The organism is Xanthomonas prunicola (genome assembly GCF_002846205.1).
In the GTDB taxonomy this organism is placed as follows: Bacteria; Pseudomonadota; Gammaproteobacteria; order Xanthomonadales; family Xanthomonadaceae; genus Xanthomonas; species Xanthomonas prunicola.
In genome coordinates, this window is record NZ_PHKV01000001.1 from 1,334,239 (window position 1) to 1,348,989 (window position 14,751).

The following is a 14,751-nucleotide window of genomic DNA, read 5'->3' on the forward strand; positions in this document are numbered from 1 at the left end:
ATGCATGGCCCTGACCGCTCCCGACGTGCGCGCATTCCTGATCCTGCTGCTGGCAGGCGGCCGCAGCCCACCGCGGCGAAAACTGCTGAGCTCGTTCGGATCAGCGACCGAGATGCTGGCAGCCGGACCTGAAGCGTGGCGCTTCGCCGGTTGCGATGCGTTGCAATCTGCGCTACTGCAAACCCCTGACCCGCATGCGCTGGACGCAGCGCTGCGCTGGTGCGAGCAACCCGGGCACCACCTGATCGGCTGGCACGATCCGGATTACCCGGTCTTGTTGCGCCATATCGCCAACCCGCCAATGGCGTTGTTCGTGGACGGCGACCCCAATGCGCTCTGGCATCCGGGCGTGGCGGTGGTCGGCAGCCGCTCGGCCACTGCCGGCGGCCGCGACCACACCCACGCATTCGCCTCCAGCCTGGCCGGTGCAGGGCTGAGCATCGTCAGTGGCATGGCCGCAGGGGTGGACGCGATCGCGCACGAAGCTGCACTGGCCCAGCGCGATGGCATCACCGTGGCAGTGGTCGGCACCGGCACCGATGTGGCCTATCCCGAACGGCACCAGGATTTGCGCGATCGCATCGCCGAACGCGGCGCGGTGGTCAGCGAGTACCTACCGGGCACCGCCCCGGTCGCGGCGCACTTTCCGGCCCGCAACCGCATCATCGCCGGGTTGGCATTGGGGACGCTGGTGGTCGAAGCGGCAATGCGCTCGGGCGCACTGATTACCGCGCGGCTGGCGGCCGAAGCAGGCCGCGAGGTGTTCGCCCTACCCGGCTCCTTGCACAATCCGCTCGCACGCGGCTGCCATCACCTGATACGGCAGGGCGCCACGCTGGCGCAGGAGCCCGCACAGGTCATTGAGGGATTGGGCCAGCTGTCGGGCGAATTGGCCAGCGCCTTGCGCGAGCGCCTGGCCGCCCCCACTGAGTTGCCCAGGAAGACAACGACCAGCGCTGGCGCCGGTCCTGCCCGCTCCGATCCTGACTACCAGCGCTTGTGGCAAGCACTGGGCCACGACCCAACCCCTATGGATTCATTGGTGCAGCGCACCGGATTGACGGCCGCCGCGCTGTCCTCCATGCTGCTCATCATGGAACTCGAGGGAGACGTGGTCACCGAGCACGGTCGCTATACCCGCAATCCTTAGTTTCTTCACCTCCACAGCGTCGCGCGACGCAGGCCGAGGGCAATGAAAGAGAGCATTCTCGATGTGCTGCTGTACCTGTTTGAACATTATTTCAGCGAAGACGCGGACCTGGTCCGTGACCGTGACTCGCTTCAAAATGGCCTGATCCAGGCCGGTTTCAGCCCCGCGGAAATCAGCAAAGCCTTCGATTGGCTGGACGCGCTTTCCGAGCAGCGGCCTAGCGTTGCGCGCCCGCATGTCGATGGACCGGTGCGTATCTATCACGGGCCGGAGCTGGACAAACTCGATGTGGACTGCCGCGGATTTCTGCTGTTCCTCGAGCAACACCGCATTCTCGACGCCGACCAGCGCGAGTTGGTCCTGGACCGCGCCATGGCGCTGGACCAGGACGAACTGGATCTGGACGACCTCAAGTGGGTGGTGCTGATGGTGTTGTTCAACCAGCCCGGCGCCGAAGCGGCCTACGCCTGGATGGAAACCCAGATGTTCCTGGACGAGCCTGAACCCGTACACTGAGCGTTGAAGCCGCCACGGATGTGCGTGCAAGGGGACGGGGATGCGCAGTTGGTATTACGCCGATGTCCACCGCCATCGGCACGGTCCGGTGGCCGACGACACGTTGCGGGGGCTGTATCGCGATCGCGCGATCGCCCTGGATACGTTGGTCTGGCGGGAAGGTCTGGACCACTGGTTGCCACTGTCTGCCTGTGCCGACACGCTTGGCCCACCCGTTTCCACTGATGTGCGTGCAGCCGCGGTTCCGCCGCCATTGCCGCCTGCTGCGGCGCACACTCCGCTTTCCCCTTCGTCCGTAGGTCCAGCGCAACCGCGCGGCAACCGCCCTGGCTGGCCGCTGGTTGCGGTGCTCGGCGCGGTGGTCGGGGTCTTTGTGCTGGTGGGCGTGATCGGCATCCTCGCCGCGATCGCGTTTCCGGCTTACAACGATTATCTGGGCCGCGCCAAGCTGGCCGAGGTGATGCGTGAGTTGACGCCATTAAAGCCGCAGATCGCCGAATTTCTCGCGAGCGAGGGCCGCTGCCCGGTCAATGGCGACCCCGGCTTCAAGCCGCCCGAGCAGTATGCGAGCGAGCGGTTGAGCAGCGTGCGCATCGGCCGTTTCGAGAGCAGCAAATGCGGTATCGAAGCCGTGATCCATGCGCCCAAGTCGGCCAGAATCGATGGCAAGGCGCTGTGGCTGGAGCTGGATGCAGATGCCGGCAGCTGGCATTGCAGTTCCGAAATCGACGACACCCAACTTCCACCGAATTGCCGCGGCTGACCGCCAGCTGCATGCCGATCGCTACACGTTAAGGGGACAACATGACGCAGTGGTATTACGCCGACGCACAGCGGCAGCGCCAGGGGCCGGTGGACACGGACACGCTTCGCGCGCGCCTGGCGCAAGGCATCATCGACCGTTCCAGCCTGGTCTGGCGCGAAGGTCTGGCGCAATGGGTGGCGCTGCACGAGGTCGAGGCCGAACTGGGCCTGGACAGCGCCGTGTCGGCGACAGCAGCGGCCAGCGGGCCGACACCTGCGGACGCGCCGAGCGAGGCGCCATTGTCGGCTGGGCATTCCGGCGACAGCGTCCCAGCCACAGCGTCGCCAGCTGCGACCTCACAGCCACACGACCATGCTGCTGAGACATCGCCGTGGCAGCCGGCAGTTGCTGGCGGCGGCCTCACTGCCAGTGCCAGTGAGGCCGCCGCGACTGACCGTGCCAACCACCACCCAGCCGTCGACTCCCCGCTACACCCGCCACGCGACCAGGGCCCAGCATCGGATTCGTCGGCGTGGTCCACCGCGCCGACAGACACAACGACCACGCCGCTGACGTCAGGTCCGGCCCTTAGCACCCCCCCGGACGCGACATCGGCACCGGGATCCCCCCCGGCAGCAGCGACCGCGTCGCTTCCAAGCGCCTGGGACGCTCCCGTCCTCGCCGCGCCCGCGGCAGGCGTCGCGCTGCACGATGCGCCGGTGGTCTACGCCGGCCTGTGGCGGCGCGTGGCCGCCAGCATTCTCGATAGTCTGATCACCAGCTTTGCGGTGTATCTGATCGTGATCCCGCTGGTGTTCGTGATCGCGCTGGCGACCACCCACGGCGATTCGGGTTCGGCGCTGGATGACGGAAGTGCGCTCGGCATCGCGATCGTGGTGATGTCTTACGGCATCGGCCTGGCCATCCCGACGCTGTATTTCGCCTGGATGCAGTCCAGCCGGCACCAGGCCAGCCTGGGCAAGCTCGCCTGCGGCATCAAGCTGGTGCGCGCCGACAGCAATGGAGGCCGGGTCGGATTCTGGCGCAATGTGCTGCGCTATCTGGCCTACATGCTGATCAGCGTGCTCACCCTGGGTATCGGCGTGATCGTGGCGGCCTTCATGGCCGGCATGACCGAGCGCAAGCAGGCTCCGCACGACAAGGTCTGCGACACCCTGGTCGTGGACCGTTGGGCCTTCACCGAATATCCGGAACGGCAATCCAGGGGCCTGGATACCGTCTCCATCGTGGTTCTAGCCATTTACGGAGTGATCTTGGTGCTGTCGGTGGTGGTCGTGGCCTTCATGCTGGCGGCGATCGGAATGAGCCGCAGCTGACAGTTGGCGGCGCTGGCCGCTTGACACGGCGGCGTCCGCCGTGATCTTTCTAATAAGAGAACTGAACGCCCGGGAGCATTTCCCGGGCGTTAACGTGTGGGAAACGGCCGATCTGCTTCCCTCGACCGGCCAATTAGGCCACGCTACCTGCCCCCCGGGCTCCGCCCCAAGAAGTTGCCACCATGCCCAAGCACCTGCTCATCGTCGAATCGCCCGCCAAGGCCAAGACGATCAATAAATACCTCGGCAAGGACTTCACCGTCCTGGCCTCGTATGGGCACGTGCGCGACCTGGTCCCCAAGGAAGGCGCGGTCGATCCGGACAACGGCTTTGCGATGCGTTACGACCTGATCGAGAAGAACGAGAAGCATGTCGAAGCCATCGCCCGTGCCGCCAAGAGCGCCGACGACATCTTTCTGGCGACCGACCCGGACCGCGAGGGCGAGGCGATCAGCTGGCACATCGCCGAGATCCTGAAAGAGCGCGGCCTGCTCAAGGACAAGCCGATGCAGCGGGTGGTGTTCACCGAAATCACGCCGCGCGCGATCAAGGAAGCCATGCTCAAGCCGCGCGCGATCGCCTCCGATCTGGTGGATGCGCAGCAGGCGCGCCGCGCGCTCGATTATCTGGTCGGCTTCAACCTGTCGCCGGTGTTGTGGCGCAAGGTGCAGCGCGGCTTGTCCGCCGGCCGTGTGCAGTCGCCGGCGTTGCGCATGATCGTTGAGCGCGAAGAAGAGATCGAAGCCTTCATCGCACGCGAATACTGGTCCATCGATGCGCATTGCCGGCATCCGTCGCAGCCGTTCAATGCGCGCCTGATCAAGCTGGACGGGCAGAAGTTCGAGCAGTTCACCGTCACCGACGGCGACACTGCTGAGGCCGCGCGCCTGCGCATCCAGCAGGCCGCGCAAGGCGTGCTGCATGTCACCGACGTGGCCAGCAAGGAGCGCAAGCGCCGCCCTGCCCCGCCGTTCACCACCTCCACGCTGCAGCAGGAAGCCTCGCGCAAGCTCGGCTTCACCACCCGCAAGACCATGCAGGTGGCGCAGAAGCTGTACGAAGGCGTGGCGCTGGGCGACGAAGGCTCGGTCGGCTTGATCAGCTATATGCGTACCGACTCGGTGAACCTCTCGCAGGACGCGCTGTCGGAAATCCGCGACGTGATCGCGCGTGACTTCGGCACCGCCTCGTTGCCGGACCAACCCAACGCCTACACCACCAAATCCAAGAACGCGCAGGAAGCGCACGAAGCGGTGCGCCCGACCTCCGCGTTGCGCACGCCTGCGCAGGTGGCGCGCTTTTTGTCCGACGACGAGCGCCGCCTGTACGAATTGATCTGGCGTCGCGCGGTGGCCTGCCAGATGATTCCGGCCACGCTCAATACCGTCAGTGTGGATCTCTCGGCCGGCAGCGAGCACGTGTTCCGCGCCAGCGGTACCACCGTGGTGGTGCCGGGCTTTCTGGCGGTCTACGAGGAAGGCAAGGACACCAAGAGCAGCGAGGACGAGGACGAAGGCCGCAAACTGCCGCTGATGAAGGCCGGCGACAACATTCCGCTGGACCGCATCGTCACCGATCAGCATTTCACCCAGCCGCCGCCGCGCTTCACCGAAGCGGCGCTGGTCAAGGCGCTGGAGGAATACGGCATCGGCCGTCCCTCCACCTATGCCTCGATCATCCAGACCCTGCAATTCCGCAAGTACGTGGAAATGGAAGGCCGCAGCTTCCGCCCCACCGACGTCGGCCGTGCGGTGTCCAAGTTCCTGTCCGGGCATTTCACCCGCTACGTGGACTACGACTTCACCGCCAATCTGGAAGACGATCTGGATGCGGTCTCGCGCGGCGAAGCCGAGTGGATTCCGTTGATGGAGAAGTTCTGGGGCCCGTTCAAGGAATTGGTCGAGGACAAGAAGGATTCGCTGGACAAGACCGACGCCGGTAGCGTGCGCGTGCTTGGCGCCGACCCGGTCAGCGGCAAGGAAGTCAGCGCGCGCATCGGCCGTTTCGGCCCGATGGTGCAGATCGGCACCGTGGAAGACGAGGAAAAGCCGACCTTCGCCTCGCTGCGTCCGGGCCAGAGCATCTATTCGATCTCCATCGAAGACGCGCTGGAGCTGTTCAAGATGCCGCGCGCGCTGGGCCAGGACAAGGACCAGGACGTCAGCGTCGGTATCGGCCGCTTCGGGCCGTTTGCGCGCCGTGGCAGCGTCTACGCCTCGCTGAAGAAGGAAGACGACCCGTACACCATCGACCTGGCGCGTGCGGTGTTCCTGATCGAAGAGAAGGAAGAGATTGCGCGCAACCGCGTGATCAAGGACTTCGAAGGCAGCGACATCCAGGTGCTCAATGGCCGCTTCGGTCCGTACATCAGCGACGGCAAGCTCAATGGCAAGATCCCCAAGGATCGCGAGCCGGCGTCGTTGACGTTCGAAGAAGTGCAGCAGCTGCTGGCCGATACCGGCAAGCCGGTGCGCAAGGGTTTTGGCGCCAAGAAGGCCACGCTGAAGAAGAACACGGTCAAGGATTCCTCGCCGAAGAAGCCTGCGGTCAAGAAGACCGCGACCAAGACGGCGGCCAGCAAGACCGCTGCAAAGAAAGCGCCGGCCAAGAAGGCGGCTGCCAAGAAAGCAGCCAAGCGCGTGGTCAAGAAGACCGTGAGCAAGGCCGCAGGCTGAGAGGCGCAGCATGACCCGCACGCTCACCCTGGATAACGCTGTCGCCACCCTGAGCCAGGGCGGCGTGATCGCCTACCCCACCGAAGCGGTGTGGGGCCTGGGCTGTGATCCGCGCCAGGAAGCGGCCTTGCTGCGGCTGCTGGAGATCAAGCGGCGCCCGGTCGACAAGGGCGTGATCGTGGTGGCGTCGAGCGTGGAGGTGCTACGCGACTGGGTCGACATCGACGCGCTGGGGCCGGCACGTCGGCAGGACGTGCTGGCCAGCTGGCCCGGCCCGCATACCTGGATCTTGCCGGTCACCGCACGGGCGCCGCGCTGGGTCACCGGCGAGCATGACGGACTGGCGGTACGCATCAGCGCCCATCCTGTCGTGGCAGCGCTGTGCGCGGCCTGGGGGGCGCCACTGGTGTCGACCAGCGCCAACCTGGCCGGCGAGCCTCCAGCGCGCAGCCGCGCTGCGCTGGATCCTGCGTTGCTGGCGACGATCGATGGCGTGATGGACGGCGAGGTGGGCGCGCTGGCGCAGCCAACCCAGATCCGCGACGCACGCAGCGGCCAGATCCTGCGCGACTGAGCGCAGCTGACGAACGACGGCGCAGCCACGCGCTGCGTGTGGTTCTGTTCGGTGCAGCATGTCGCTCGCACATCCCGGTCGTCGTGCAGTCATCCCCGCTCGACGGGCTGCCTGCCGTTACGGCAGCGGTCCTACGCCAAATGGCGCCTTATCGCCTCTATCCCGCACGCCATTCAGCCACGCCACTTTGCGGCAGCCGCACAGGCGCGCACACTGCGGCCATGCGTACCGTCCTGACTCTTCTGCTGCTGGCCGCGGCGCTGCCTGCGTCGGCCGCCACCTCTGCGAGCAAACCCGACCCGAATGTGCGGGTCTATCGCTGCGTGAGCAGCACCGGCACGGTCGCCCTGCAGGATGCGCCGTGTAGCAGCGGTCGCCAGCAGGTGCTGGACATGCAGCGCCCACAAGACCCACCGCCGCGTCCGGCACGTGCGGAGCCACCGGCACCGGTCGCCACAGCGCCCGCGCGCGAGGTCCGCATTGTCACCGTGCAACCGCCGCAGCCGATGTACGAGTGCACCACGGAAGACGGCAACCGTTACACAAGCGACAGCCCGCAAGGCAATCCGCGCTGGGTGCCGACCTGGGGGCCGGCCTATGTGGGCAATGCGGTTGGTCCGCCGATCAGCGGAGGCGGCATCCAGCGTCCGCCGATTTCGGTGCGCCCGCGCCCGGCAATATCGGTGCAGGGTGGCTCTGGACGAGGAAGTATCCGCGGCAGCGCAAGCTTCGGCGCAGACACTTACCAGGGGGACTATCCGGGTGGTTACAACGGCGGCGGCTACGGCGGTACGGTGATCGTGCCGTACGGCAGTGTGCAGATCCGCGACGAATGCCATGCCCTGCCTGCACAGGAAGTCTGCGCGCGCCTGGCCGACCGCCGCTGGGAGCTGATCCGCCGCTATAACAGCGCGCTGCAGAGCGAGCGCGAGGATCTCAGCCGTGAACAGCGCGGTATCGAAGCGCGCCAGCAACGCGATTGTGGCGGCGCATGAGGCGCCGCCTGCTGTTGGGCATGATGGCGTTGAGCATGACCGTGATGGCTTCGCTGGCCGACGCACAGGACGTGACGATCTACCGCTGCACCGATCCCACCGGTGCGCTGACGGTGCAGAACATGCCGTGCCCGAAAGGCATGCAACAACAGAAAAAACTGATGACCGCACCGGCGGCGGTGCCATTCGCGCCGGGCGGAGCAACCGCGTCGCCGGTACGGGCGGCGCCAGCGGCGCAACCACGGGCTGCTGCGCCAGCCGCTGCATCGGCGCCGGTTGCATCAACCACGCCCGCCGCACCACCCGCACCGGCGGTGACCTCCACCTCGACGCTGCCGCCCCCACCGCTGTTTGAGTGCACCACGCACGACAACGGGCGTTACTTCACTGAAGATCGCGAGCCAGCCACGCGCTGCCTGCCGATGCAGACCACCAACCTGGCCGGCGGCCCGGCGACTGGTGGCGGTAGCGCGTGTGAAGTGGTCACAGACCGCTGCGCACCAGTACCGGACCAAAGCCTGTGCGACGCCTGGCGCAAACGCGCCGAGCAGGCCGAATCCACCTGGCGCTTCTCCGACGACGCGCAATCGGCCGAACGCAAACAGCGCTTTGATCAGATGCGCCGGGTACTCGACGAAAGCCGCTGCGCCAATCCGGCCGCAACGCCCTAAGCACATCTGTGCTGTGATTGAGGCAGCGGGCCCTGGACCAATGGCGAGCAATCGCCAGCGTTACTCCGCCAGACGCGCGCCCTTACCAGCATGTGCAAGAACAGGCCGCTCGACTCTCCTGCGCCTTCTACCATCGCGTCGCCGGTGGTTTGTTGCCCGCGCTAAAACCCGTAGCGCAAGAATCCGCCATCCACCGCGATGCACTCGCCGGTGATGTAACTGGCAGCGGGCAGACACAGAAACCCCACCGCGGCGGCAACTTCTTCCGGTTCGCCGATGCGGCGCATCGGGGTGCGCTCGATCACTTGCTCGTAGTAATCAGGATCCGACAATGGCCCGGAAGTGCGGCGTGTGCGGATGTACCACGGCGCCACCGCGTTGACGCGGATGCCGTCTTCGGCCCACTCCACCGCCAGGTTGCGCGTCATCTGCTGCAGCGCCGCCTTGGTCATGCCGTACGGCGCGCCGCTACGCACATGCGTGATGCCCGAGACGCTGCCGACATTGACGATGGCCGACGCAGCATGTTGCGTCAGCAACGGGTGCGCATAACGCGATAATTCAAATGCCGAAAACACATTGGTTTCGAAGATGCCGCGCCACTCGTCCTCGGTGTAATCGATGGCGGCGCGGGTGAGGTTGCCACCGGCATTGTTGATCAACAGATGCAGGCCATCGGCATGGTCTTCCACCCAATCCAGGATCGCGCGGCGCTCTTCATCGTCGGCCACATCGGCGGCCAGCCCATGCAGTTCGCGCTCGGGAAATTCCTCGGCAAGTTCATCGCGCGCCTGCGCCAGGGCGTCGGCATCGCGCGCCACCATCAGCAGATCGGCGCCGAAGCCGAGCAGTTCGCGTGCAATGGCAAGGCCAATCCCGGCGCTGGCGCCAGTGATGAGGGCGGTCTGTCCATCCAGCCGCCAACGGTGCATTGTCACGTGGGTGATCCTCTTCAATCCGCAGGAAAACGGCCGCTGCTGCGCAGTTGACGCGCAGAGCCGGCCTGAGCGTTAGGATACCGCCACCCCGAGCGAGGTCACGACGATGAAGATGCATTGCATGCTTGCAGCCAGCCTGGCGTTGTCGCTGAGCGCCTGTCAGCGGCCGCAGCCCGCGCCCACCGAACAGAAGCCCGACCCGCAGGCCACCGCTCTGCGCGACCACATCCAGGCACCGCTGAACAAGGCGCACGCGGTGCAGGCTGCGACCGATCAGGCGGCAGAAGATCAGCGCAAGGCGATCGACGCAGCCACGCAGTAGCGGACCGTCAGCAACAGGTGACCTCGTGCCCTGATGTGAGCGCCGGACGATTGAATCGAGCATTCTGCCGTCTGCTTGCTTCGTCCGGCCGTCGCACACTGCAGCATCCGCCTGCAAAACAACAACGCCGGCACACGGCCGGCGGCGTCGATGCATCAGGTACTGCTTAAACGCGCTCGGTCAGAATCCGCAGAAGCAATACGCCAGCGATTTAACCGGCGTACCGCCTGCCTTGCCGTCGTGCACGGCGCTTTCGACAAAGCGCAGCTGCGTGTCCACTTCCGGCAACGAGCGGGCCACCAATGCGCGCGCCATGCCCGAGTCGCTCAGCATCCAGGCACCCATGCGGCTGCCGGCAAACCCGCTCATGAACTGCGAGAACGGCGTGGCCGGCTTTTCCACATAACGCACGCGGAACTTGCCGCGGCTCAGCTTGGCGCGGTCGGCCGCATCGGCCACCGCTTCCTGCATGCCGCCGAACGCGTCCACCAACCCACGCTCCTTGGCCTGCGCGCCGCTCCACACACGACCACGCGCAACCTTGTCGATCGCGTCCACTGACTGGCGACGCGCCTGCGCCACCTTGCCGGTGAAGTCGGCGTAGCCCTTGTTGATCACCGCCTGGATGACCTGGCCGGCGGCCGGATCCAGCGGACGGGTGATGTCGAACGCACCGGCGAACCGCGTGGTGCCTACGCCGTCGGTGTGCACACCGATCTTGTCCAGCGCGCGGGTCAGATTCGGCACCATGCCGAAAATGCCGATGGAACCGCTGATGGTCGACGGGTCGGCATAGATGCGATCGGCATTCATGCTGATCCAGTAACCGCCGGAAGCCGCCAGATCGCCCATCGACACGACGACCGGCTTACCGGCCTGCTTGAGGGCGACCACTTCGCGGCGGATCTGCTCGGAGGCGAACACTTCGCCGCCGGGCGAATCCACCCGCAGCACCACCGCCTTCACTTTCTCGTCGTCACGCGCCTGGCGCAGCAGCGCCGCAGTGGACTCGCCACCGATGCGTCCGGCCGGCTGTTCACCGCCGCTGATTTCCCCGGTTGCGACCACCACGGCCACCTGCGGGCGGCTGTCCATCGGCGAACCCTGTGCCTGTAACTGGCTCAGATAGTCGTTGAAACCGATATTACGGAAACCGCTGTCGGCATCGCTGTCGGCCACGCCGCGCTTGACCAGCAATGCATCGACTTCTTCGCGGGTTTTGAGCCCGTCCACCAACTTCTGCTGCAGCGCGAACTTGGCAAGGTCGCCACCGGCTGCGGCCACACCTTCGGGCAGCGTGTCGATACCGGCGGTCAGCTGCGCCGGGCTCAGCTTGCGCGCGGTGCCAACGTCAGCCAGATAGCGCTGCCACACGTCGTTCATCCAGAACAGGTCCGCTTCCTTGGCATCGGCCGAGGCCGCGTCGAGGATGTAGGGCTCGGCCGCGGACTTGTACTCGCCCACGCGGAACAGATGCACGTCCACGCCGAGCTTGTCCTGCAGGCCTTCGCGGAAATACTGGCGATAACGGCCAAGACCTTCCAGCAGCACGCTGCCCATCGGATCCAGGTACACCTCGTTGGCCTGCGCGGCGAGCAGATACTGGCCCTGGCTCATGCTCTCGCTGAAGGCCACGATCTGCTTGCCGGAGGCACGCAACTTCTGCAGCGCAGCGGCCACCTCGCGCTGGGAGGCGAAACCGGACGGCTGGAACTTGTCCAGATTCAACAACACGCGCTCGATCTTGCGATCCTTGCCGGCCGCCTCGATCACCCGCACCAGGTCGCGCAGCTGCACTTCTTCGGCGCTCTTGTCGCCCACTGCCTTGGCCAGCGACCGACTCACCGGGTCGGCGCTGAACTGCTCGACCAGCGTGCCTTCCGGGTTGATCACCAAGGTGGTGCGCTCAGCCAGCGGCTTGGTGCCGTCGCCACGCGCGAGCGCCACCACGAACAACAGCAGCAGCAAAAACAGGAAACCGAAGAACACCAGGTTGAAAATGAGGCGCCGGGTGAAATTCATCACATCCCACAGGCCGACGAAGAAACTGGCGATGGGACTGCGACGCACGGGGTGGTTCATGGAAAACTCCGTCGAAAGACGCTGCATACAGATCGATGGTGCCCAGCATACCGGCTGCGCAGCGCGCGCGGCATGCGCTGAAAGTCAGGGTGTCGCGGTGGCGGTCAGCCGGCGGCTGGTCTGGCGGAAGCGCAGCCCCATCAGGATCGAGGCCACCGTCAGGCCGAGGATCAGGCCGACCCACATGCCCTTCGGTCCCCAGCCCAGCCCCAGGCCGAGCCCGGCGCCGATCGGCATGCCCACGCCCCAGTACGAAAACATCGCCAGGAACATCGGCACGCGGGTGTCCTTGAGCCCGCGCAGCGCGCCGGCAGAGAGCACCTGGATGCCATCGGGAAACTGGAACGTGGCGGCAAACAGCAGCAATACCGAAGCCAGCGCGGCCACGGCCACGTCGTCGGTATAGACGCCGACAATGGCATCGTGGCCCATCAGCAATGCGCTGGCCGATAGCGCTTGGGTGCCCAGCACGATGGCATAGCCGGCCCATGCTGCACGCCGCATACCCAGCGGGTCGCCGCGTCCCACCGCATGGCCAACGCGCACGGTGGTGGCCTCGGCCACGCCCATCGGGATCATGAAACACAGTTGCGCGACATTGATGGCGATCTGGTGCGCGGCCGCTTCGGTGGAGCCCAGCCGGCCGATCAACAACGCGGTGACGATGAACAACCCACCTTCCATCAACACGGTGATGCCGATCGGCAAGCCGGTGCGCAGCAACTCGCCAATGGCGCGCCAGCGCGGGCCTTCCAGGTGGGTGAACAATTGCAGATGCGCAAAGCGCCGCGCACGCCACAGGTACAGCGCAAAGACGCTCGCCTGCACCCACATGGTGATGGCCGAGGCCATGCCCAGCCCTTCGGCACCGTGCTCGGCAAAGCCGAACTTGCCATAGGTCAGCGCATAGCCAAGCGGTGCCAGTACCAGCAAACCGCCAAAGCCCAGCAGCATGGTCGGCAACGTCCAGTGCATGCCCTCGCTGAGGTAGCGCATGCAGAAGTAAAACGTCAGCGCCGGCACGCCCCAGCGCACCGCATGCAGAAAATCGGTAGCGCCGGGCACGATGTCCGGCGCAATCCCGAACGTGGGCAGTAGCGGCGGCACCACGCTCAGAAACGTGAACATCAATGCACTCAGTGCCAGCGACAGCCATAGCGCCTGCCGGAACAGCGGCCCGATCTCGCGCTCGCGGCCGGCGCCCATCAGCTGCGACACCGAGGCGGTCAATGAGATCAATGTGCCGATCGGCACCAGCATCGGCAACCACAACAACGAGGTGCCGATGGTCACCGCTGCCAGCGTGGCGGTGCCGTGGTGGCCGGCGATGACGTTGTCGACAAAACCGATCAGGCCGGTAGAGACGTGGCCGAGCACCAGCGGCAACGCAAGCAGGCCGGTGGTGCGCACTTCCGAGGCGAAGCCTGGCGTCGCGGACGGGGGTGCAGAAGAAGCAGACATGAAAACCGATCGCTGCGCGGACTACGGCCGTGCCGGGAGGCGCTGGCACCGGGTCGCGCGGGCTGGCTATCTTACGCCTACTTTCCGACTACGGCCTTGTCGTGCACACGGGCAGAGCCTGCCGCTCGCCCGAGCGCGTGCGGGCAGAAAACGCGAAGGCGGCGGCTACCGGGCCAGCGCGGGATACCGTTGCACGCGTGCGCCATCGTTCTGGCATCTGGAGGGGCGCATCTTCCGCACCGTGCGCGAGTTGCTGGTGCCCGGACGCCTGGCGCTGCGTTTTCTGAGCGCCCAACGCGTGCGTTACGTCGCGCCGGTGCGGCGATTCCTGGTGCTGAGCCTATTGACGTTTTTCATCGCGCGCATCGCCGTGATACCTCCGATGCAGACAGCGATATCGCCGCGGTGCCAGCTACCAGCCAGACCGCAGTGCCCAAGGATGTCGTACATGCAGGCGCGCCGACGCAGGTCCAAGCGCTACGCAGGCAATTGGTCGACACGCTGATGCAGACGCGCACGGTGGTGCCGACCGGCATCGCACGCGACAGCGTGGACGCCGGGATTGCACGCACCAATGCCCAAGCGCAACGGCGCTTGACGCAGTTACAGGCCGATGCGCGCCCGACCAGCGCCATGCACACCGCAGAGGCAGACAGCCACAGCACGTCTTTTCGGTGATGGGCACGCCATGGGACCCGGTGAGCAATCCGCTGGACCATGCGGCGGCGCCGCAGTTCGCCAACCGCTGGATCAACATGCAATCAGCCACATCCGTGACAACGTGCCGCGCCGGCGCAGCAATCCGCAGCGGCTCTACCATGCGTTCATCGCGGCGGTGCCGTCTGCGCCGCTGGTGCTGGTGCCGCTGTTCGCGCTGCTGTTGCGGGTGTTCCATGTGCGCAGCGGGCAGGTGTATCTGGAGCATCCGGTGGTGGCGCTAGCCACGCGTTCCTATGCCTGAACCTGCTGACGGCTGTTGTCACTGCTCAGCGATGCCTTGGCGCACGTCGCCAGCCCGATCACCTGGAGTGTTGGACGGGTGCAGTTCGGCGTGACACGGTGGATGCCGGTGTATCTGCTCTGGATGCAGCGACGCGTGAATGCGCAGTCCTGGCTGGTTACCGGCTGGTTACCGTGCCCAAGCACATCGGCCTGGGCGCGGTGTATCTCGCGTTTGCGACGGTTGCCGCCGCGCTGTTGATGGTGGCGCGCCTGGCGCGTCTTTGATGCGGGCAAATTCGGATGCGTCTGGGCGATAACACCCACATTGCAGCTTGACGCATGG

Annotated in this window: 12 protein-coding genes and 1 pseudogene; 10 read left to right on the forward strand and 3 right to left on the reverse strand. The window is 65.9% G+C overall.

What is annotated here, in order from left to right:
- Positions 1-4 precede the first annotated feature (4 nt).
- The 8 genes from dprA (at position 5) to XpruCFBP8353_RS06075 (ending at position 8,663) form a co-directional block, all read left to right on the forward strand.
- Entirely contained in the window at positions 5-1,150 is a 1,146-nt protein-coding gene (gene dprA, locus XpruCFBP8353_RS06040; protein ID WP_101362332.1) for a DNA-processing protein DprA, read from the forward strand.
- 42 nt (positions 1,151-1,192) lie between these two features.
- Positions 1,193-1,666, forward strand: coding sequence for a DUF494 family protein (locus XpruCFBP8353_RS06045; protein ID WP_003484452.1), 474 nt, complete (start codon positions 1,193-1,195; stop codon positions 1,664-1,666).
- A 40-nt stretch (positions 1,667-1,706) separates the two neighbouring features.
- Complete coding sequence (locus XpruCFBP8353_RS06050) at positions 1,707-2,429, forward strand: pilin (protein WP_101362333.1); 723 nt, start codon at positions 1,707-1,709, stop codon at positions 2,427-2,429.
- A 41-nt stretch (positions 2,430-2,470) separates the two neighbouring features.
- The gene (locus XpruCFBP8353_RS06055; protein WP_101362334.1) at positions 2,471-3,748 is read left to right on the forward strand and encodes an RDD family protein; all 1,278 of its coding nucleotides are present in this window, start codon (positions 2,471-2,473) and stop codon (positions 3,746-3,748) included.
- A gap of 182 nt (positions 3,749-3,930) precedes the next feature.
- A complete protein-coding gene (locus XpruCFBP8353_RS06060; RefSeq protein WP_101362335.1) occupies positions 3,931-6,423 on the forward strand; it encodes a DNA topoisomerase I in 2,493 nt (830 codons plus the stop codon).
- Positions 6,424-6,433: 10 nt separating this feature from the next.
- Positions 6,434-6,997: a Sua5/YciO/YrdC/YwlC family protein gene (locus tag XpruCFBP8353_RS06065; protein ID WP_101362336.1), complete on the forward strand. Its 564-nt coding sequence runs from the start codon at positions 6,434-6,436 to the stop codon at positions 6,995-6,997.
- Positions 6,998-7,218: 221 nt separating this feature from the next.
- Complete coding sequence (locus XpruCFBP8353_RS06070) at positions 7,219-7,992, forward strand: hypothetical protein (protein ID WP_101362337.1); 774 nt, start codon at positions 7,219-7,221, stop codon at positions 7,990-7,992.
- 23 nt (positions 7,993-8,015) lie between these two features.
- Complete coding sequence (locus tag XpruCFBP8353_RS06075) at positions 8,016-8,663, forward strand: DUF4124 domain-containing protein (protein WP_207759598.1); 648 nt, start codon at positions 8,016-8,018, stop codon at positions 8,661-8,663.
- Between the two features lie 161 nt (positions 8,664-8,824).
- Here the strand turns inward: XpruCFBP8353_RS06075 and XpruCFBP8353_RS06080 are convergent, their stop codons facing one another.
- Entirely contained in the window at positions 8,825-9,601 is a 777-nt protein-coding gene (locus XpruCFBP8353_RS06080) for an SDR family oxidoreductase (protein WP_101362339.1), read from the reverse strand.
- A gap of 106 nt (positions 9,602-9,707) precedes the next feature.
- On the opposite strand from XpruCFBP8353_RS06080, the gene XpruCFBP8353_RS06085 reads away from it, so the two are divergent.
- Positions 9,708-9,923 carry a hypothetical protein gene (locus XpruCFBP8353_RS06085; protein WP_101362340.1) on the forward strand — a complete coding sequence of 72 codons (216 nt, stop codon included), beginning with the start codon at positions 9,708-9,710 and terminating at the stop codon, positions 9,921-9,923.
- 180 nt (positions 9,924-10,103) lie between these two features.
- On the opposite strand, the gene sppA is transcribed toward XpruCFBP8353_RS06085, so the two are convergent.
- Together sppA and XpruCFBP8353_RS06095 are read right to left on the reverse strand one after the other, a co-directional pair.
- A complete protein-coding gene (gene sppA / locus XpruCFBP8353_RS06090; protein ID WP_101362341.1) occupies positions 10,104-12,005 on the reverse strand; it encodes a signal peptide peptidase SppA in 1,902 nt (633 codons plus the stop codon).
- A gap of 84 nt (positions 12,006-12,089) precedes the next feature.
- A complete protein-coding gene (locus tag XpruCFBP8353_RS06095) occupies positions 12,090-13,466 on the reverse strand; it encodes an MATE family efflux transporter (RefSeq protein WP_101362342.1) in 1,377 nt (458 codons plus the stop codon).
- A gap of 12 nt (positions 13,467-13,478) precedes the next feature.
- On the opposite strand from XpruCFBP8353_RS06095, the pseudogene XpruCFBP8353_RS06100 reads away from it, so the two are divergent.
- Positions 13,479-14,693, forward strand: a pseudogene (locus XpruCFBP8353_RS06100) (DUF3667 domain-containing protein).
- The last annotated feature ends 58 nt before the right edge of the window (positions 14,694-14,751 follow it).